The sequence below is a fragment of the Streptomyces sp. NPDC026538 genome, from assembly GCF_055567535.1.
This window is the reverse complement of the sequence record NZ_JBVHQG010000007.1, coordinates 405,677-423,251: the sequence shown is the minus strand read 5'-3', so window position 1 is coordinate 423,251 and position 17,575 is coordinate 405,677. Positions and strand designations below refer to the sequence as shown.

Genomic DNA, 17,575 nt, shown 5'->3' with positions numbered 1-17,575 from the left:
GCGGCGCCCAAGGGGGGTGGGCTGTGGATCCGCTGCAAAGACGTTCTCACCCCAGTGCGAGCCACCGGACGCCCAGGCGGCCGATGTCGAGCGCTTCATCCTTCGTGATCGCCTCACGTCCAGTCGCCTTGCGCAGGAAGCGGAGCTGCCCCCAGTCCAGCTTCTCCAGCGCCAACACGCCATCTGGGCCGAGCAGAAGCTCCTGCACCAAATCTGCGGCCTGGGATGTGAGCCACGGCTCGCGTCCCAAGGCGTCTGCCAGGTCCAGGCCGTGCAGGGCGATCTCAACCACCCGCGTCAGCAGGAACTCCGACAGGAGCATCGGATCGCCATGCCTGGTGCAAACCACACGCGCTTCCGGCTCGGCCCGGCATAGTCGGTCCACACGCTGCCAAGTGGCTTCGAAGTCCTCGACGAGCGCCGTGTCACTCACTTGCTCGGCCGCATGAGTCTGGGCCAGAGCGATCCGAGCCGCGTTGGTTTCCGGAGCGAAACGGCCGTCGGGCCGGTAGTACTCGGCTGCCGAGATTTCGGCACGGGGCGGCGCCGGTGCGCTCAACATGCCGGGGAGCCAGGCAATCACCACCCGGACATGCGCCAGCAAGTCGCTCACTTTCCACGGTTCACACCGCGTCGGCAGACGCCACTCGGCACCCGCGACCTCGGTCATCGCCCGCGTGAGTTGCCCGGCTTCGAGACGAAACGCTTCAACCACCCGGTCCCGGTTCATAGGGAGTCCACCTCCTTGGGCCCGTAGTGGGCGGCGTCCGCTCCTGTCATCAGGGCCCAGTAACGGTCTCCGTATGACCAGTGCCACCACTCTGTGGGGTAGTTGACCAGGCCGGCAGAGGCAAGCGCCGTGGCCAAGGTGTCCCGATTCGAACGAGCCTGGTGATTGATGTTGCCGGCCTGCGTGTAACAGGCGCCCGCGCTCTCCTCAGGAGTCGCGTTCATGCGGGTGCCCATGTCGAGTTCACGGCCGTCGGCGTCCGCGAGCGTCAGGTCGACGGCTGCGCCGGCGCTGTGGGGCGCGATCTCAGGCGGGGACACGTAGCGGCTGGCTGCCGAGCGGACCTGTTCAACGGACCAGTCCGGGTGATCGGCCCGCAGCCGATCTCCGTATTCGTCGAAGTAGTGACGCTGCAGGGACGGCAGGCGATACCCCTCGACGAACAGCAGCCGTATCCCCTGAGGCAGCTCTGCCTGGGCCTTGAGGAGTCGATCGAGTACGCCTTGCCGCAGGTGGGCGAAGGAGCCTGCGAGGTCCTGCCGCTTTCGCTCGTCGACCAGGAGGGAGTTGTCCCGTCGCACATCGACGAGCCGTTCACCACATTCCCGAACAGTCACGGCTGCAACCTTCGGGTCGGACATCAAGACGATCTCAGTCATGATGAGATCGTCTCGCGACTTTGTGTCTCCATAGCTCCCTTCCCGAGAACAGCCGCCCAGTGCGGGCGTCGTTGTTGCTGCCGAATTCGGGAAGGACGGCTGACAGCAGGAGTTCGGCGCCGCCTTCGAGGGCACTGGCCGTCTGGGTGGATCGGGGAAGCACGGTCTTCTCGGAGGTGCGGATCGCGTCGGCGACGGTGGCGGCGAAGGCCGGGTGGTGGCAGGCCAAGGTGGCGTCGAAGACCGCCTGCGCCGCCGCTCCCGGGGTCGGCCGCGGCGAAGTCGCCGGTCGCGACGATCGCGCGGAGCTGGCCGACGAGGACGGCCACGTGGCCGGCGACCACGTCGCTGTGCTCGGCGCCAGGGCCCCGTAGGTGGCGGCCAATTCGAGGTCCTGGAGCGCCTTGGCGCCAGCACCCTGCATGCCGGGTCACAAGACGGACACGCACACCCCCTTCTGCTCACGCACGAAGCATGATGCCCACCTAGATGCCGTCCTTGGGGGGACCATGCACACCCGCACCGCCGCTTGCTCCATCTTGCTCACCCTGGCCGCTCTCACAGCCGGCTGTGACTCGGGCTCCGGTGCTGATGCCAACCCGGCGGCGTGTAAGACGGCCATGGCTGAGCAACTCCGAAACAGCATGTCCAACGCCACGAAGACGAGTGCCAGCCCCCCACCCGCCGGCAGCCGTCCCGCTGCCTGCAACGGCATCGACGACAACACCGCCCAGCGTCTCGCCGGTGAAGTCACGAAGGAATGGCTGGCCAGCGACGAGGCCGACAAGGCGGTCAGCGACATCGTCGCCGGCGCCAGCCCCGTCCCCGTTCCCACCAGCCCCCAGATCTCGGACGAGTGCCGCGCCTGGATCAAGGCCGAACTCCAGGACTCCACGGCCGACACCAACGCCACCGCCGGCAACAGCGTCTGTGGGAACCTCTCCGACAAGGAACTCGACCAAGCCGTCGAAGACGTCACTCAGGAAATGATCAACTCCACGCCCTGACCGGTGCTGCCCGGGGTGCTGATCTCCAGGCGTCGGTAACCTCCTGGCACGCGTGACTATTTGACCGTCTCCACGGCCACCGAGCCCCGTGAACAGGCCGTCGCGCGCGGGCGACCTTTGTGACAGGGCGTCGTGACGTGAAGGGGGTTTCCCGGTCATCCACGTACATGGCTGGCGGACTTCTCGGAGTCGGACCAGGTCGCCACAAGTGCTCGCCAATCTGGAAAGCGGGGACCGGAGAGTGTCTCCTGGGTGGGTTCACCGTTGAGCCAGCACACCTGCTCTGGGGCGCCGTCGCCGGTGTCGAACAGGCAGCACACTCCTCCGCTGTCGGCGGTGAGGTCGGTGAACACCTTCCTGATGTTGGCCGACCGCGCAAACAAGCGGCTCATCGCCGACGAAGCTGCCCAGCACTCCACCGACGTGTAGCCAGGGTGCAGAAGGGACTCGAACCGGATCGTCGCGTAGATGTACCCGATCTGTATGCGCCCGTCCGGCTCGGGGCCAGGGCCGTTCGGGCGCGCGTACTCACGTAGTGCATCATCGACGTCGAACATGAGGGACATGTCGAGCTCGAGCGTGCTGCTCGTGGAGCAGTCGACCGGCTCGCTCTTGAAATGGGATGTGAACGGGAGGACGATCCGGTCACCGTCGGGCAGGGTGATCTCAAGTGGCGGTACGGCACGGGCCGGTGGCGCCAGCTCGGCCAGATTGGCCAACGCTCTGGCGACATTCCGAGGACGCAGATAGATGTCGTAGCCGTACATCAGCCCCACACTTCCCCCTGCCTCAGATCGAACTGCACCCTCTCACGCCCGGCCCTCGGGCGCTTGTCGGTTTGGAGCTCACAACACGTTCATGAGTGGTCCCTCTTGAGGCGCCGCCAGCAAATCAGGCTGCAGGCCAACGAGCGGAAGCCGTCGTGGAGTTCGAGGCGTCGTTCTCCTCGGACGGCGAGGTGTTTGAACTGGTGGAGCAGGGCGAACGTCTGCTCGACGACGCAGCGGAGCTTGCCCAGGCCTTGGATGTTCGGGGCGCCCGTGCGGGAGGTCACCGGCACGATCCGGCGTTTGTGTAGTTCGCAATGGACGGCCCGGTCGTCGTATGCCTGTCGCCGGGCAGTGTCCGGCTCATGTCCCGGCTCGACGAGCACCCCGCCGTCCCCGACGCGGTCGCCCGCCCTAGCTAGCAGAAAGTCATCAGCGTGGAGACGAAGAACGTCGCCGGCACCGCCGGTACCAGCCCAAGCAGAAAGTGGGGGGTCCTCGCCCAGCGTGACTTCAGGCTTCTGTGGATCGGCGAGACGACACGCGGTATCGGCAACAGCGTCACCACGGTGGCCATCCCCCTCGTCGCCGTCGTCACCCTCGACAGCAGCGCCACCGCCGTGGGCGTACTCACTGCCGCGGTCTGGCTGCCCTGGCTCCTGGTCGGCCTGCCCGCCGGAGCCTGGGTGGACCGGATGCGGCGCCGCCCCCTGCTCATCACGTGTGCCGTTCTCTCCGCCGTCCTCTACGCCACCGTCCCGGTCGCGGCCTGGCTCGACGCGCTCACCCTCACCCACCTCCTCGCCGTCGTGTTGATCTGCGGCATTGCAGCCGTCTTCGTTCGCACCGCCGTGCACAGCTATCTGCCGACCGTGCTCACTGACGCCGACCTCCAAGAGGGCAACGCCCGCATCAGCGCCGTCGAATCTGCCACCGACGTGGTCGGCAAAGGCCTGGCTGGCCTGATCAGCCAAATCTTCGGCGCCGTCGCCGGCCTCCTCCTCGACGCCGTTACCTTCGTCCTGTCCGCCCTCTGCCTCACCGGCATCAAGGCCAAGGAAACGAAGCCGGAACAGCCCGACCAACCGATCCCCCTGGGCCGGCAGATCGCCGAAGGCCTGCACTTCGTGTTGAGCGACCGCTACCTGCGGCCCATCGTCACCTACGGCGCTCTGGTCAACTTCGCGCTCCTGGGCTACCAGGCCGTACAGGTCGTCTTCCTGGTACGCACCGTCGGCGCGAGCACCGCGACCGTCGGCGTGATCCTCATCGCCGGCAGCCTGGGCGGCATCGTCGGAGCCTCCGCCGCCCCCGCCGTCGGGCGCCGCTTCGGCACCGCACGCGGCATGCTTGCCACCCAACTGCTCACCGGACCCTTCGCCCTGCTGCTCCCCCTCACGACGCCTGGTGCGGGCCTGGTGTTCTTCGCCCTGGGCACCTTCGTCCTCGGCTTTGGCATCGTCACCTGCAACGTCGTCCTGGCCTCCTTCCGCCAGACCTACTGCCCACCGCGCATCCTCGGCCGCGTCGTTGCCACCACGATGGTCATCAACCACAGCACCATCCCGGTCGGCGCACTGATCGGCGGCTTCCTCGGCGATGCACTCGGCTCCCGCCCCACCATGTGGATCATGACCGCCGTACTCGCCCCCTGCGGTCTCGTCCTCGCCCTCGGCCCCATGCGCACCCAGCGAGACCTGCCCACCCACAGCGCGGCCCGGTTTCGGCCCCAACACCGAGGAGACGAAGCCCGCGTGACCACCGAAGACGCGCCCTAGAGCCTGTCCGGCGGACCTTGCCGGGCGGACGTGCCCAGGGTGGGTGAGGCAGTACTCGACGGGGTGGTGTTCATTAATCACTCGCGCGCCCCTGCGACCTGCGGGAGACTCCCCGCGATGACGCAACGAACCGATACGCCTCCCACCTGGGACGAGCGCACGCAGCTGATCACCTTCCTGGACTACGCTCGTGACACGGCGCGAGCCAAGTGCGAGGGCGTGTCTGTGGAAGACGCCCGCAGGGCCCCGCTTCCAAACTCACCGCTGATGACCCTGTGTGGGCTGATCAGCCATCTGCGGTGGGTCGAGTACCACTGGGTCCAAGTGATGTTCCTGGGGGAGGAACCAGCGGGTCCGCTCACGCAGGCGAGTGACGACGACCCCGACCCCGAGATGCGGACAGCTGTCGACATCCCGTTGCCCCAGCTTCTCGCCGCATACGAAGAGCAGAGCGACCGCTACCGTCGCCTGCTGTCCGACCACGACTTGAACGCAAGGGCCAAGCGTCCCATCAGTGACGGTCGCGACGTGGACCTCCGTTGGGTAATCCTCCACCTCATCGAAGAGATCTCCCGACACAACGGGCATCTCGACATCGTGCGAGAGCTCGTCGACGGACGGACCGGCGTCTAATTAGCTCCCTTCAGCTGGTCACAAGCGGAGCCAGAGTCTGATCGAAGCGACGGTGACGGTGCCGTGGAAGACGTAGGCACGCTTGTCGAACCTCGTGGCCACAGCCCGGGAGTTCTTGAGGGCATTGATCGTTCGCTCGACTTCGTTCCTCTTCTTGTAGCTCGTCTTGTCGAAGCCGGTGGGCCGGCCGCCCCTGCTGCCCCGGCGCTGGCGGTTGGCCCGCTGACTCTTCGGTTCGGGGATGGTGTGCTTGATTTGGCGTCGCCGCAGGTAGTGGCGGTTGCGGCGGGAGGAATACGCCTTGTCGCCGCCGAGATGGACCGGCCGGGTGCGCGGGCGCGCACCATCGAGACGGGCAACTCGGATGCGTTCCATTACGGGGATGAGCTGCGGAGTGTCGCCCACTGGCCCGGCGTGATCAGCAAGGCCAGCGGGCGACGTCCGCCTTCACCGGCGAGGTGGATCTTGCAGGTAAGGCCGCCCCGGGAGCGTCCGAGTCCCTCGTCGGGGCGGTGCTGCCGGGGCGTCGTTCTTTTCCCGGTACTCGTGGGCGTCTCCTGCGGGCCCCGGCGGCGTGCTGGTGGGCCCGGCAGGAGGTGGAGTCCACGCTCACCATCGACCAGTCGATGCGGTCCTCTGCATCGGCGTCGGGCCAGGACGGCCGCTAAGAGCCTGTCCCATGTGCCGTCTGCCGACCAGCGTCGGTGCCGCTCGTATGCGGTCTTCCACTTGCCGAAACGTGCAGGCAGATCCCGCCAGGGCACTCCTGTGCGCATCCGGTACAAGATCCCGTTGATGACCCTGCGATGGCTCGCCCAACGGCCTCCCCGCTTACCGGACTTCGGCAGATGCGGCCTCAGCCGGGCCCATTCCTCGTTCGTTAGATCTCCCCGACCCATGGACATGCCAACGAGCCAAACCCGTAACGGTCACATGATCCGCCGGACAGGCCCTATCCGTCACGGCTCCGCTCCGCCGGGCGCGCTCCCGACTCCGCGCCGGGCAGCCCGGCCAGCACGTCGCGGACCGACAGGGTGATCGTCTCGCTTGGTAAGGGGGCTGGTGCACGTGCAACCTCCATGATCGGGAGTTACACCGAACGTTCTGTAGTCCCGATCAAGGCAGGCGTGAGTGATGAAGGCGGTTCCGGGTGGCACCCTGGAGCGATGCGACCTGGAACCGACGTCACCGAGAACGGCCTGCGGCATCTGCTCAATGAGTGGGATCCCGTCGGCGTCGCTGACGAGGTGCAGGACGAATACGACTGCATGCTCGGCCCTCTCCTCCAGCAGCTCCGGGGTGGCAACGACCGGACGACGATCAGCGAGTTCCTGCGGCACGAGCTGGAGGATCACTTCGGTCTCACTCCTCTGCCGTCAGAGCCAGAAGCGATGGCGGCCCGAGTGGTCTCCTGGTGGACAGCCGCTGGGAAGGCCGATGGCACCCGCGGTGCGTAGCCGCGCCTTCCGGATCGTCTGATCGTTTGTCCGGGTGTGCCGTTGGCTGACGCGCTGGGCGCGGAGCGAGCCGATGCTTCCGGACCGAACACCGAAGCGGGGTGGTCGGTGGCGGGACCGCCGAGCGGTGATCGACGCCATCGACGGGAGGTTTCAGACAGGGGCACAGTCGGTGCAGCTGCCGGAGAACTACGGCAACTGGCGGGGCGCCTACAACCGGCTGCGGATGTGGTCCGCAAGCAGCGCCACACCGTCGAACGCTGCATCAACCGCTTGAAACAGTGGCGTGGGATCGCCAACGCTACGAGAAGACAGCGGCAATTTATCTGGCCGGACTGCACATCGCGGCCATCTTCCTCTGCTCCGCCAGATGATCCCAACGAAACCGCCTAGGCGTGACACGCAGGTGTCGAGATGCGATCAACTCCTACCTTGCTCAGGTACGGCGATTGCGTGTGGAAGACGGAAGTCCGTGGTCCTGCCGACCTGGCGCCAGGTCTCCACTGCCACGGTGCGGGCGTCAGCGGGTACGTCACCTCGCTCGCGTATGAGCCGGTCGTAGATCGGGGCGTCGCTCTGCTCCGTTGTACTCACCGCATTGGTCCTTTCCTGACGACGGCGTCCGCCTGGCTTCCGGGACGCGGACGGGGGCCGAGTGTATGCGTCCTGCTCTGTCGGCATCGGATGATTCCGCCAGGCGGGACGCGCCTGGATCCGCTGTACTCCTCTGCCGTGCCGATTCAGGTCCGGTGGAGACTGACACCATGAGGAAAACGATGTGGGCAGCCGCGGGCTCTGCCTACAGCAGAAGCCTCTTGGCGTGATCGGACCGCGCTGATTGAGTTCCGCCATGAAGCGCATGGAGATCCTGGTTCTCGGCGGTACGGCTTGGCTGGGGCGTGAAGTGTCCCGGCAGGCCCTCGACCGCGGCCACAACGTGACCTGCCTGGCTCGTGGCGACAGCGGGGCCGTCGCGGAAGGCGCGCGTCTGGTGACCGCGGATCGGCGCAACCCCGCCGCCTACGCGTCCCTGCCCAGCCGGGAATGGGACGCCGTGCTCGAGGTGTCCTGGCAACCCGGCTTCGTACGGAACGCGGTTGCGGCCCTGGGCGCGCGGGCACATCACTGGATCTACGTCTCCTCGGTCAGCGCATACGCCTCCCACGGCGAGCCCGGCGCGGGCGAGTCAGCTGCCCTGCTGCCCGCCACTGACCACGAAGAGGTCGACCGAGATCAGTACGGCGAGGCCAAGTCCGCCTGTGAAACGCTCACCCAGACGGTCCTTGCCGACCGCCTCCTGATCGCACGCGCCGGACTCATCGGCGGTCCCGGCGACCACAGCGACCGCTCAGGCTACTGGGTCGCCCGTGCCGCCCGTGCCCCCCAGGAGCCGCTGCTCGTCCCCGACACCCCGAAAGCCCCGACGCAGACCATCGACGTGCGCGACCTGGCGTCCTGGCTCCTCGACGCTGCAGAACACCGAACCACGGGCACGTACAACGCGGTTGGCCCGACTATGCCCTTCGCCGAGTGGATCGAGCTGTCCCGCAGCGTCGGCGGACACACCGGTCCAGTCATCACGGTGGCGTCCCCACGACTCCTCGCGCACGGAGTGGCCCAGTACATGGGTCCCGACTCACTGCCCATGTGGTTGGTCGAACCAGGATGGGAGGGCTGGGCAGCGCGCGACGGATCGGCCGCCACCACCGCGGGCCTGCGCCACCGCTCCCGCACCGACCTCCTTGCCGACACACTGCGCTGGGAACGCGAGCAGGGACTGCATCGGCCACGCCGCGCGGGACTCGCCCCGGACAGAGAGCGTGAACTCCTGGCGTCCATCGGATAAGAACCCGTCCCCAAGCTGTCGGTGATCTCCCGTCAGCGCCTCGAAAGAGGAAGAGAGGGGCAGGGACGGGTTCTGCGGGCCTCGAGGTAGCCGGCCCAGCTGTCCTGGGGGAGCGCCGCCCACCAGGCCGTGTCCGACGGTTCGCGTGACTCGCCTTGCCAGGCCGACGCCGATGCCGAGGTTCGGATCGACTCGAGCACGGTCAGCGTGGACTCCACCTCCTGCCGGGCATCAGCACTGGGCAGGAGCCCACACCCGCCCACCGAGAGTCCCTGGCAGACGAAGCACGCCCCTCCGGCACCGGCCCGACGATGCCCTGGGCCGTTCGGGCGCGGGCTGACCTGCAAGATCCGTATCGCAGGTGCGGGTGGGCGTCGCCCGCTCGCCGTCGTCATCACTCCCGGTCAGTGGGGTGATGCCCCGCAGTCGATTCCTGTGCTGGGGCAGATCCGGGTGCTGCGACCGGCCGGCGGACATCCGCGTACTCGGCCGGATCACCTTGGCGGTGGCAAGGCCTATCCGTCGCGCATTGACCGCCGTTATCTGCGGCGGCGCCCGATCAAGCACACCATGCCGGAGCCCAAGGACCAGCGGGCCAACCGTCCGCCGCGGGGCAGTAAGGGCGGCCGTCCCGCAGGGTTCGACAAAAGCGATGTACCGGCGCCGCAACGAGGTGGAGCGGACGATCAGCCGTCTGAAGACCTTCCGCGCGGTCGCGACCCGCTACGACAAGAGAGCCTCCCGTCGGACACGACCTAGGGCGCGGTGTTTCTGTGGACGCCGAAGAGGCCGCTGTTGGTGATCGGCGGTAGTTCCCCGGCCATGCCGAACAGAGCCGTGTTGCGGGCCGCGATGGTGGGGGAGGCCGTGCTTCATGTGTGGTCCCGACAGCGCCCCCGGGCTGCGTGGGCGGCTGGCGGGATGGCCGGGTAGTCGGCGTTCGGGATGTTCGCTGGTGGCAAGCGGCCCCAGGGCTGCGCGTGAGCAGCCCGTGGTGATCTGCTGTTCGATGAGACGGGTCAGCGTCGGCGGCACCCAGCACAAGGTGTACAGCGAACTCCGAGCCGCGGCCGGTGCCGCGTTTCCCGGGGCTGGGCGAGGGCCGGTCTGCGCGCGTGGCTACCGTGGGCTTGGCATCCACCGGCCTTAATCCTGGAGACCCCCGTGCCCGTACCCCTCGGTGAGAACGTGGTGGCGATGCTGCGGCGCCCCAGCACCTGCTACATCGCCACGACGATGCCCGACGGCTCGCCCCAGCTCACCCAGACGTGGGTCGACACCGACGGTGACCATGTCCTGATCAACAGCGTGGAGTCTCATCAGAAGACCCGGAACATCGCGCGCGACCCGCGGGTGGCCATTGCGGTCTCCGATCCCTCGGAACCGTCCTCCTACATCCAGATCCGCGGCCGCGTGGTGCGGGTGACCACCGAGGGAGCGGCCGAGCACATCGAGGCGCTCGCACAGAAGTACCTCGGTGGGCCCTACCCGTGGTTCGGCGGCCGCGACCAGGTCCGGGTGATCTACATGATCCAGCCCGAACGGATCACCAGCCCGCACGGCTGAGCTCGCGTTACGAGGCCGGACTCCGCGGCGCGGCGGGGGACCGCCGCGCCGCGCGGCCTCACACCTGGACCGGGCTCCGCCTTGGCGGCCGCCGGAACGGCGGCATTCGCGGCACGGCTGCGGGCGAGGACGCCGAGTACCAGTAGCCGGCGACCATCAAGGCGACGACGACGGTCTCGGTGGTGCCCCACATCAAGGTCGCGGCGGTGGCCGTCTTGGGCGGCAGCTTGGGCAGGTCGCCGAGTGACAGCGCGGTGGCGGAGCGCTCGGCGGCCCTGGCGGCCGGGAACGCCTGGTTGCGGGCCAAGCCGTACAGGAAGGGCGCGACGAGGAACAGGAGCAGGAGCAGGTGGGACGTCACGTAATTCCCCTTCAGCGGCGTCAGTGTCCCCGGCCGAACGTCCGAGCACGGTGACGGGTGTCGTCCGTGCTCTCGCCCGAATGATCACTGAGACGGCATGCGGCGCTCTCCGTATCTCGGCGCCGTGACGGACGGGGCGGAGCCGGGGCTCTATGTGAACCGCTGGGGCGACACGTCGGACCCGGCCCCGGGGCGGCGCGGGTCCCACAGGGACATCTGCTCGTGCTTCGACCAGTCAAGGCCTCATCCACGGGCCCGAGTTGCGGCCCGACCGAAGTTGCCTCGCCGGTCCCGGACTGCCCCGACTCCCGCGCACCCTCTGGACACGGCCGCCGGTCCGTGCTCTCATGCCCGTTGGTTCTCTGCTTTCCAACGTTGAAATGCCCCAGGCGCCCCGATGATGAGCTCGCGGGCCCTGGCCCCCTCACGTCCGGATCGTGCCAGGAGGCTCCCCCATGCCCCTGAACCGCAGACACTTCGTCACCAGCGCGCTCACCGCGGCCGGGGCGAGCGGACTCCCGCTCCCCACGGCCGGCACCGCCCGGGCGGCGCGCGGCACTCGCAGCGCAGACACCGCGGCATCGTCACGCGTAGCGCCCGCCCCCGGCGGGCTCTACTCGCCCAACGCCGCGCCACTCGCTCCCACCGCCTTCCTGCGACTGCCGCCTGGCGCGGTCACCGCGCGCGGCTGGCTCGACACCCGGCTGCACCAGCAACTCGCGGGACTGTGCGGCCAGTACGCCGCGATCTCGCACTTCCTGGTGATGTCCGAATCCGGCTGGGTGCATCCCGAGCGCACCGGCTGGGAGGAAGTCCCTTACTGGCTGCGCGGTTACGTGGACCTGGCGATCCTCACCAAGGACGCCACCGCGCTGGCCGACGTCCGGCAATGGATCGACGCGATCGTGGCCACCCGGCAGTCCGACGGCTGGTTCGGTCCGACCGCCCTGCGCACCTCGCTCGGCGGGGGCCCGGACTTCTGGCCCTTCCTGCCGCTCACCTGGGCACTGCGCAACTGGCAGGAGTACAGCGGGGACAGCCGGATCGTTCCCCTGCTCACCGGCTTCTTCCGCCTCATGAACGCGCAGGGTCCCTCGGCGTTCAACCAGAGCTGGGTGTCGGTGCGCTGGGGCGACGGACTGGACACCGTCTTCTGGCTCTACAACCGCACAGGCGACTCGTTCCTGCTCTCCCTCGCCGACAAGATCCACACCAACGGCGCCGACTGGGTCGACAACCTGCCGTCGCTGCACAACGTCAACATCGCGCAGGGATTCCGCGAGCCCGCCCAGTACGCGCTGCGGTCGCCGTCCACCGCGCTCACTCAGGCCGCGTACCAGAACTACACGTCGGTGATGACCTCATACGGCCAGTTCCCGGGCGGAGGATTCGCCGGCGACGAGAACGCGCGGCCCGGATTCAGTGACCCCCGGCAGGGCTTCGAGACCTGCGGCATCGTGGAGTTCATGGCCAGCCACCAGCTGCTGACCCGGATCACCGGCGACGCGGTGTGGGGCGACCGCTGCGAGGACCTGGCCTTCAACTCGCTGCCGGCGGCGCTCGATCCGTCCGGAAAGAGCATCCACTACATCACCAGTGCCAACAGCGTCGACCTCGATGACACCGCCAAGACCCAGGGGCAGTTCCAGAACAACTTCGCCATGCAGGCGTTCATGCCGGGCGTCGACCAGTACCGTTGCTGCCCGCACAACTACGGCATGGGCTGGCCCTACTTCACCGAGGAGCTGTGGCTCGCCACCCCCGACAACGGGCTGGCAGCCGCGATGTACGCACCCAGCCAGGTCACCGCGAAGGTCGCCGACGGCACCACCGTGACCGTCACCGAGACCACCGACTACCCCTTCGGCGAAACGGTCACCCTGACCGTCTCCACGCCGAAACCGCTCGCCTTCCCGCTGTACCTGCGCATTCCCGGCTGGTGCGGATCCCCGCAGCTCACCGTCGCCGGCGCCGCCGCCTCCGCGTCGGCCGGCCCGTCCTGGAGCGTGGTCCGGCGCACCTGGAACAGCGGCGACACCGTGACGCTGCACTTCCCGCAGTCGACCGTGCTGCGCACCTGGACCGGCAACCACGGAGTCACCGCGGTCGACCGGGGACCCCTCACGTACTCGCTCAGCATCGGCGAGAACTACGTGCAGTACGGCGGCACCTCCCAGTTCCCCCAGTACGAGGTGCACGCCACCACAGCGTGGAACTACGGACTCGCGCCCAACGACGGGACCTGGACGTTCAGCCGCAGCGACGGCACGCTGCCGGCCGACCCGTTCAGCCGCGACACGACGCCGGTACGGATCACCGCGCCCGCCCGGAAGATCGCCGAACGGCAGGCGGACGGGCAGCACGTGGTTTCCCCGCTGCAGGACTCGCCGGCACGCAGCACCGCTGCCGTCGAGACCGTGACGCTGATTCCGATGGGCGCCGCCCGGCTGCGGATCTCCGCGTTCCCCACCACCTCACCGACCGGCCACCCATGGCAGCCGGTCGCCGTGTACCGGTTGATCCGCAACAAGAACTCCGCCAAGATCATGGGCGTTGACCTGATGTCGACCGCGAACAGCGCGCATGTCGTCCAGTTCGACGACAACGGGACCGCCGACCATCTCTGGCAGCTGATCGACAACGGCGATGGCTGGTACCGCATCCGCAACAAGAACTCCGGCAAGGTCCTCGGCGTCGATCTGATGTCGACCGCGAACAGCGCGCATGTGGTCCAGTTCGACGACAACGGGACCGCCGACCATCTCTGGCAGCTGATCGACAACGGCGATGGCTGGTACCGCATCCGCAACAAGAACTCCGGCAAGGTCCTCGGCGTCGACCTGATGTCGACCGCGAACAGCGCGCACGTCGTCCAGTTCGACGACAACGGCACCGCCGACCACCTCTGGCAGTTCGTGTAAGACCACGGAAAGCCCACGGGAGACCCACGGCACCACGGCCCCGTCGCGCTGTCACCGGCGTTCTCACGTTCGTCGGATCCTTCCTGTCCGCGCGGAACCGGGCCGAGTAGTCACCCTGTTCGCCGTCGTCATTCTCTTCACTCGGAGGTCAGGTACATGCGACTGAATTTCGCAAGGCCGCTGCGTCGCAGATGGAGAAGAACCCTGGGTCTGGTTCCCGTCGTCGCCCTCGCGGTGGCGGCCACCGTCACCACGACGCTCAACGCGCAGGCAGCCGTGCCCCCGACGCCGCCGGGCTTCTCGCTCACCTGGAGCGACGACTTCAACGGTGCGTCCGGCACCGGCATCGACCAGGGCCTGTGGAAGTACGACACCGGCCCGGGCAGCAGTTTCGGCACCGGTGAGATCGAGACCATGACCAACAGCACCTCGAACGTCTACTACGACGGCCAGGGCCATCTGGTGCTCCAGGCCCTGCACTCCGGTTCCGACGCGCGCAGCGGATGGACCTCGGGGCGCGTGGAGACCCAGTCGGCGTCCTTCGGCGCCCCGGCCGGCGGAGTCGTACGCATCGAGTCCGTCCTGCAACAGCCTAACGTCACCACCGCCAACGGCGCGGGCTACTGGCCGGCGTTCTGGATGCTCGGCGCCCCACTGCGCGACGGTGTGGTCTGGCCGAAGTCCGGCGAGATCGACATCATGGAGGACATCAACGGCCGCGGCTCCGACTTCAGTACGATCCACTGCGGCGTGAACCCGGGCGGCCCGTGCAACGAGTCGACCGGTATCGGTTCGGGAGAGCGCGCCTGTGCGGGCTGCCAGACCGGCTTCCACGACTACGCGGTGGAGATCGACCGCTCGGTGTCGCCGGAGCAGATCCGGTTCTACCTCGACGGGAACAACTTCTTCACCGTCAACGCCAACCAGGTCGACGCGACGACCTGGTCCGACGCGATCGACCACCCCTTCTTCATCATCTACGACCTGGCGATCGGGGGCGGGTTCCCCGACGCTTTCGGCGGCGGCCCGAACGCGGCCACGGTCTCCGGCGGCAAGCTGGTCGTCGACTCGGTGGCCGTGTACAACAAGGGTCCCGGCTCCGGAGGCGGTGGCGGCGGTTCGGTGACCGGCCAGACGATCACCGGTCCGGGCGGCAAGTGCGTGGACGTGTCCGGTGACGACACCGGCGGCGACGGCACCGCGGTCCAGCTGTGGGACTGCCAGTCGGCGGCCAAGGACCAGCACTGGACCTGGAGCGGCCAGACCCTGCAGACCCTCGGCAAGTGCCTGGACATCAGTGGTGGCAACAGTGCCGCCGGTACGCAGTTGCAGCTCGCCACCTGCAACAGCGGCGGCTACCAGGCGTGGGTGCGGCAGACCGACGGCTCACTGCGGAACCCGACCAGCGGCCGGTGCATCGACTCGCCCTCGGGCGGCACCGCGAACGGCACCCGGCTGCAGATCTGGGACTGCAACGGCTCCGGCGCCCAGAAGTTCGCCATCGGTACCCCGATCTACGGTCCGGGCGGCAAGTGCGTGGACGTGGCCGGTGACGACACCGGCGGCGACGGCACCGCGGTCCAGCTGTGGGACTGCCAGCAGGCGACCTCGCTCGACCAGAAGTGGACCTGGAGCGGCCAGACCCTTCGCACGCTGGGCAAGTGCCTTGACATCGCGGGCGGTGTCAGCGCGGCCGGCACAAAGCTGCAACTGGCCACATGCAACGGCGGGGGTTACCAGAACTGGGTCGCCAACGCCGACGGCTCGATGTACAACCCGACCAGCGGCCGGTGCATCGACTCACCCTCGGGCGCCACGGTGAACGGAACCCGGCTGCAGATCTGGGACTGCAACGGTTCCGGGGCCCAGAAGTTCGCCCTGGCATGAGCGGTTTGCTCGTGCCGCCGCGGTCATCGGCGTGAGCGGATCGCCGGTGTCCCGCACACGAATGGCTCCGGTCTCCGCATGAACTGAGGCCAGGTGTGTCGAGGAGCTTCACCTCAGCCGATGAGGGCCTTCGGCACACCGAAAGCCACCCGTCCTGTGGGCGGTTCGCTGCCTTGTCCTAGGCAGCCTCATGTCGTCGACGAGGGACCCCCGTTGGCCATGCGGTCCAGACGTGCCCGAACCACGGGTCGCCCGGTACGTCGGGCTCGCCGACAACCCGGATAGCCGCCTGCGGCCCCTTCGCCGGCGGCTACCAGGCCCCGGGCGTCGCCTCCGGCGGCGAGAACTGGCACGCATGTCGCCGCGGGGGAGGCGTGGTTGGGGAGGCAGCCCGTCGCAGGTCTCTTACCTGCGGGCCCAGCCGACGAAGTCGAGTGACGGTCTTGGCAGTGGATCGTTCGGACGGTTCACGATCTCAAGGCGAGCAGACGCCTGACAGGGCGAGGAAGGCGGAGGCTGCGGGTGACGGGGTGAACCGTCTCCAGATGAGGCGCTCCACCCGTATCGGCCCGTCCGTGATCGGCACACACCGCAGTCCGTGCAGTTCGGCAGTGAAGGCCGCGGGTAGCAGGGCGATGCCCAATCCATGGCGGACCATCCGGACCATGAGTTCGACGCCGGACACCTCGAACGCGACCTCGCGCCGCAGGCCGACCGCCGCGAACGCCTGGTCCGACTGGGCGCGGGCGGCGCTGCCGTCGGCGAAGTCCACGAACACCTCGTCGGCGAGGCGACGCAGGTCCACCTCGTGGTGCGTGGCCAGCGGGTGGCCCGGGGCGACCACCGCGACATGGTGCCCGTGGCCAAGTTCCTTGTCACGGACGCCTTGCGGCCGGAATCCGGGCGGTACGCCGAGGAACGCCGCATCCACTGTGCCTTCGCGCACCTGCTCGACGAGCGCCTCGCTGGAGCCCGCTCGGAGACTGAACCGTACCTGAGGGTAGCGCCGGCGGTAGTCCCGGATCACCGACGGGAGATCGACGGCCGCCACGGTGGGGATCGACCCGACGGTCAGTTTGCCGCGTATCTCGCCGGTGGCCGCCGCCACCTCCGCCCGGGCCCGTTCGGCCGCTTCCAGAGCCTGGCGGGCGGCGGGCAGGAACGCCTCTCCGGCGGGGGTCAGCCACACCCGGCGGCTGGTTCGTTCGAACAGTCGGGCGCCCAGTTCCTTCTCCAGCCGGGCTACCTGGTGACTGAGCGCGGACTGGACGATATGGCATTGCTCGGCGGCGCGGGTGAAGTTGGCGGTCTCCGCCACTGCGAGGACATAACGCATCTGTTGGAGATCCATTGATCAATCGTGAACCTCGATTGATCACATGACAAGCATGCGTTGGACCAATGGATGCCTGTCCGGCGATGCTCAAAGAGGGACAGGCCGCGCTGCCGGCGAGCAGCCGCAGCCCGTACCCGGCGTGGCCCGCAGTTGCCGGCCCCGTCATACCGCCGCCGGCGTCTCGCACGCCGCCACCCCACGGAGATACCCATGCGCGTGATCGCCTTCGACCACCTCGTCCTCAACGTCTCCGACATCGAGCGCTCGCTCGCCTTCTACCTCGGCCCTCTGGGGCTGCAGCCGGTGCGGGTGGAGGAGTGGCGCGACGGCAAGGTCCCCTTCCCCTCCGTGCGGGTGAGCCCCACCACCATCATCGACCTCATCAAGGCGCCCGCCGAGGGGCCAAAGGGCTCCAACGTCGATCACATCTGCTTGGTGGTCGAGCCGCTCGACTGGCAACAGGTCGTCGATTCCGGCGTCTTCACGGTGCTCGACGGCCCCGCCAAGCGCTTCGGAGCCCAAGGCACCGCGGAGTCTCTCTATGTGCGGGACCCGGACGGCAACACCGTGGAACTGCGCTGGTATCCGCCGGACGCCTGAGAACCCCCACCACGACCCATCGGACAT

General features: G+C 68.2%; 19 protein-coding genes and 2 pseudogenes. 14 read left to right on the top strand and 7 right to left on the bottom strand.

What is annotated here, in order from left to right; genetic code table 11:
- Positions 1 to 46 precede the first annotated feature (46 nt).
- Together ACZ4N4_RS28595 and ACZ4N4_RS28590 are read right to left on the bottom strand one after the other, a co-directional pair.
- Positions 47 to 730: a maleylpyruvate isomerase N-terminal domain-containing protein gene (locus ACZ4N4_RS28595; protein WP_467593931.1), complete on the bottom strand. Its 684-nt coding sequence runs from the start codon at positions 728 to 730 to the stop codon at positions 47 to 49.
- A complete protein-coding gene (locus ACZ4N4_RS28590) occupies positions 727 to 1,389 on the bottom strand; it encodes a M15 family metallopeptidase (RefSeq protein WP_467593925.1) in 663 nt (220 codons plus the stop codon). The genes ACZ4N4_RS28595 and ACZ4N4_RS28590 overlap by 4 nt, the downstream gene beginning before the upstream one ends.
- A gap of 146 nt (positions 1,390 to 1,535) precedes the next feature.
- On the opposite strand from ACZ4N4_RS28590, the gene ACZ4N4_RS28585 reads away from it, so the two are divergent.
- Positions 1,536 to 1,763 carry a hypothetical protein gene (locus ACZ4N4_RS28585; RefSeq protein WP_467593921.1) on the top strand — a complete coding sequence of 76 codons (228 nt, stop codon included), beginning with the start codon at positions 1,536 to 1,538 and terminating at the stop codon, positions 1,761 to 1,763.
- A 246-nt stretch (positions 1,764 to 2,009) separates the two neighbouring features.
- The gene (locus tag ACZ4N4_RS28580; RefSeq protein ID WP_467593919.1) at positions 2,010 to 2,396 is read left to right on the top strand and encodes a hypothetical protein; all 387 of its coding nucleotides are present in this window, start codon (positions 2,010 to 2,012) and stop codon (positions 2,394 to 2,396) included.
- A gap of 155 nt (positions 2,397 to 2,551) precedes the next feature.
- Here ACZ4N4_RS28580 and ACZ4N4_RS28575 read toward each other — a convergent pair whose 3' ends face one another.
- A complete protein-coding gene (locus tag ACZ4N4_RS28575) occupies positions 2,552 to 3,163 on the bottom strand; it encodes a hypothetical protein (protein ID WP_467593914.1) in 612 nt (203 codons plus the stop codon).
- Positions 3,164 to 3,318: 155 nt separating this feature from the next.
- On the opposite strand from ACZ4N4_RS28575, the gene ACZ4N4_RS28570 reads away from it, so the two are divergent.
- The 3 genes from ACZ4N4_RS28570 to ACZ4N4_RS28560 all read left to right on the top strand — a co-directional run bounded on the left by ACZ4N4_RS28570 (position 3,319) and on the right by ACZ4N4_RS28560 (position 5,574).
- Positions 3,319 to 3,474, top strand: coding sequence for a hypothetical protein (locus ACZ4N4_RS28570; RefSeq protein WP_453580527.1), 156 nt, complete (start codon positions 3,319 to 3,321; stop codon positions 3,472 to 3,474).
- 126 nt (positions 3,475 to 3,600) lie between these two features.
- Positions 3,601 to 4,941: an MFS transporter gene (locus ACZ4N4_RS28565; protein WP_467593907.1), complete on the top strand. Its 1,341-nt coding sequence runs from the start codon at positions 3,601 to 3,603 to the stop codon at positions 4,939 to 4,941.
- Between the two features lie 117 nt (positions 4,942 to 5,058).
- Positions 5,059 to 5,574: a DinB family protein gene (locus ACZ4N4_RS28560; RefSeq protein ID WP_467593903.1), complete on the top strand. Its 516-nt coding sequence runs from the start codon at positions 5,059 to 5,061 to the stop codon at positions 5,572 to 5,574.
- Positions 5,575 to 5,592: 18 nt separating this feature from the next.
- Here ACZ4N4_RS28560 and ACZ4N4_RS28555 read toward each other — a convergent pair whose 3' ends face one another.
- Together ACZ4N4_RS28555 and ACZ4N4_RS28550 are read right to left on the bottom strand one after the other, a co-directional pair.
- On the bottom strand, positions 5,593 to 5,949 hold the full coding sequence (locus tag ACZ4N4_RS28555; protein ID WP_467593898.1) for a transposase: 357 nt from the start codon (positions 5,947 to 5,949) through the stop codon (positions 5,593 to 5,595).
- Complete coding sequence (locus ACZ4N4_RS28550) at positions 5,949 to 6,473, bottom strand: IS5 family transposase (RefSeq protein WP_467594341.1); 525 nt, start codon at positions 6,471 to 6,473, stop codon at positions 5,949 to 5,951. The genes ACZ4N4_RS28555 and ACZ4N4_RS28550 overlap by 1 nt, the downstream gene beginning before the upstream one ends.
- 267 nt (positions 6,474 to 6,740) lie before the next feature.
- Here ACZ4N4_RS28550 and ACZ4N4_RS28545 point away from each other — a divergent pair, with 267 nt between their 5' ends.
- The 6 genes and pseudogenes from ACZ4N4_RS28545 (at position 6,741) to ACZ4N4_RS28520 (ending at position 10,443) form a co-directional block, all read left to right on the top strand.
- Positions 6,741 to 7,031: a hypothetical protein gene (locus ACZ4N4_RS28545; RefSeq protein WP_467593893.1), complete on the top strand. Its 291-nt coding sequence runs from the start codon at positions 6,741 to 6,743 to the stop codon at positions 7,029 to 7,031.
- A gap of 73 nt (positions 7,032 to 7,104) precedes the next feature.
- Positions 7,105 to 7,308: a transposase gene (locus ACZ4N4_RS28540; protein ID WP_467593889.1), complete on the top strand. Its 204-nt coding sequence runs from the start codon at positions 7,105 to 7,107 to the stop codon at positions 7,306 to 7,308.
- Positions 7,269 to 7,405: pseudogene (locus ACZ4N4_RS28535) on the top strand (IS5/IS1182 family transposase); the annotation flags it as partial. The gene ACZ4N4_RS28540 and the pseudogene ACZ4N4_RS28535, both read left to right, overlap by 40 nt.
- A gap of 485 nt (positions 7,406 to 7,890) precedes the next feature.
- Positions 7,891 to 8,877: an NAD-dependent epimerase/dehydratase family protein gene (locus ACZ4N4_RS28530; protein ID WP_467594338.1), complete on the top strand. Its 987-nt coding sequence runs from the start codon at positions 7,891 to 7,893 to the stop codon at positions 8,875 to 8,877.
- Between the two features lie 159 nt (positions 8,878 to 9,036).
- Positions 9,037 to 9,679, top strand: a pseudogene (locus tag ACZ4N4_RS28525) (IS5 family transposase); the annotation flags it as partial.
- 362 nt (positions 9,680 to 10,041) lie between these two features.
- Positions 10,042 to 10,443: a PPOX class F420-dependent oxidoreductase gene (locus ACZ4N4_RS28520; protein WP_453578832.1), complete on the top strand. Its 402-nt coding sequence runs from the start codon at positions 10,042 to 10,044 to the stop codon at positions 10,441 to 10,443.
- 58 nt (positions 10,444 to 10,501) lie between these two features.
- On the opposite strand, the gene ACZ4N4_RS28515 is transcribed toward ACZ4N4_RS28520, so the two are convergent.
- Positions 10,502 to 10,804: a hypothetical protein gene (locus ACZ4N4_RS28515; RefSeq protein WP_467593882.1), complete on the bottom strand. Its 303-nt coding sequence runs from the start codon at positions 10,802 to 10,804 to the stop codon at positions 10,502 to 10,504.
- A gap of 455 nt (positions 10,805 to 11,259) precedes the next feature.
- Between ACZ4N4_RS28515 and ACZ4N4_RS28510 the strand changes: the two genes are divergently transcribed.
- Together ACZ4N4_RS28510 and ACZ4N4_RS28505 are read left to right on the top strand one after the other, a co-directional pair.
- A complete protein-coding gene (locus ACZ4N4_RS28510) occupies positions 11,260 to 13,725 on the top strand; it encodes an RICIN domain-containing protein (RefSeq protein WP_467593878.1) in 2,466 nt (821 codons plus the stop codon).
- A gap of 156 nt (positions 13,726 to 13,881) precedes the next feature.
- Positions 13,882 to 15,612, top strand: coding sequence for a ricin-type beta-trefoil lectin domain protein (locus ACZ4N4_RS28505; protein ID WP_467593875.1), 1,731 nt, complete (start codon positions 13,882 to 13,884; stop codon positions 15,610 to 15,612).
- Positions 15,613 to 16,087: 475 nt separating this feature from the next.
- Here ACZ4N4_RS28505 and ACZ4N4_RS28500 read toward each other — a convergent pair whose 3' ends face one another.
- A complete protein-coding gene (locus tag ACZ4N4_RS28500) occupies positions 16,088 to 16,963 on the bottom strand; it encodes a LysR family transcriptional regulator (protein ID WP_467593872.1) in 876 nt (291 codons plus the stop codon).
- A 195-nt stretch (positions 16,964 to 17,158) separates the two neighbouring features.
- On the opposite strand from ACZ4N4_RS28500, the gene ACZ4N4_RS28495 reads away from it, so the two are divergent.
- A complete protein-coding gene (locus ACZ4N4_RS28495; RefSeq protein WP_453578804.1) occupies positions 17,159 to 17,548 on the top strand; it encodes a VOC family protein in 390 nt (129 codons plus the stop codon).
- The last annotated feature ends 27 nt before the right edge of the window (positions 17,549 to 17,575 follow it).

Coding starts and splice junctions, on each gene's coding strand:
- ACZ4N4_RS28595 (WP_467593931.1), bottom strand. CDS start 730: ATGAACCGGGACCGGGTGGTTGAAGCGTTTCGTCTCGAAGCCGGGCAA.
- ACZ4N4_RS28590 (WP_467593925.1), bottom strand. CDS start 1,389: ATGACTGAGATCGTCTTGATGTCCGACCCGAAGGTTGCAGCCGTGACT.
- ACZ4N4_RS28580 (WP_467593919.1), top strand. CDS start 2,010: ATGGCTGAGCAACTCCGAAACAGCATGTCCAACGCCACGAAGACGAGT.
- ACZ4N4_RS28575 (WP_467593914.1), bottom strand. CDS start 3,163: ATGTACGGCTACGACATCTATCTGCGTCCTCGGAATGTCGCCAGAGCG.
- ACZ4N4_RS28560 (WP_467593903.1), top strand. CDS start 5,059: ATGACGCAACGAACCGATACGCCTCCCACCTGGGACGAGCGCACGCAG.
- ACZ4N4_RS28555 (WP_467593898.1), bottom strand. CDS start 5,949: ATGGAACGCATCCGAGTTGCCCGTCTCGATGGTGCGCGCCCGCGCACC.
- ACZ4N4_RS28550 (WP_467594341.1), bottom strand. CDS start 6,473: ATGGGTCGGGGAGATCTAACGAACGAGGAATGGGCCCGGCTGAGGCCG.
- ACZ4N4_RS28545 (WP_467593893.1), top strand. CDS start 6,741: ATGCGACCTGGAACCGACGTCACCGAGAACGGCCTGCGGCATCTGCTC.
- ACZ4N4_RS28540 (WP_467593889.1), top strand. CDS start 7,105: ATGCTTCCGGACCGAACACCGAAGCGGGGTGGTCGGTGGCGGGACCGC.
- ACZ4N4_RS28530 (WP_467594338.1), top strand. CDS start 7,891: ATGGAGATCCTGGTTCTCGGCGGTACGGCTTGGCTGGGGCGTGAAGTG.
- ACZ4N4_RS28510 (WP_467593878.1), top strand. CDS start 11,260: ATGCCCCTGAACCGCAGACACTTCGTCACCAGCGCGCTCACCGCGGCC.
- ACZ4N4_RS28505 (WP_467593875.1), top strand. CDS start 13,882: ATGCGACTGAATTTCGCAAGGCCGCTGCGTCGCAGATGGAGAAGAACC.
- ACZ4N4_RS28500 (WP_467593872.1), bottom strand. CDS start 16,963: ATGGATCTCCAACAGATGCGTTATGTCCTCGCAGTGGCGGAGACCGCC.
- ACZ4N4_RS28495 (WP_453578804.1), top strand. CDS start 17,159: ATGCGCGTGATCGCCTTCGACCACCTCGTCCTCAACGTCTCCGACATC.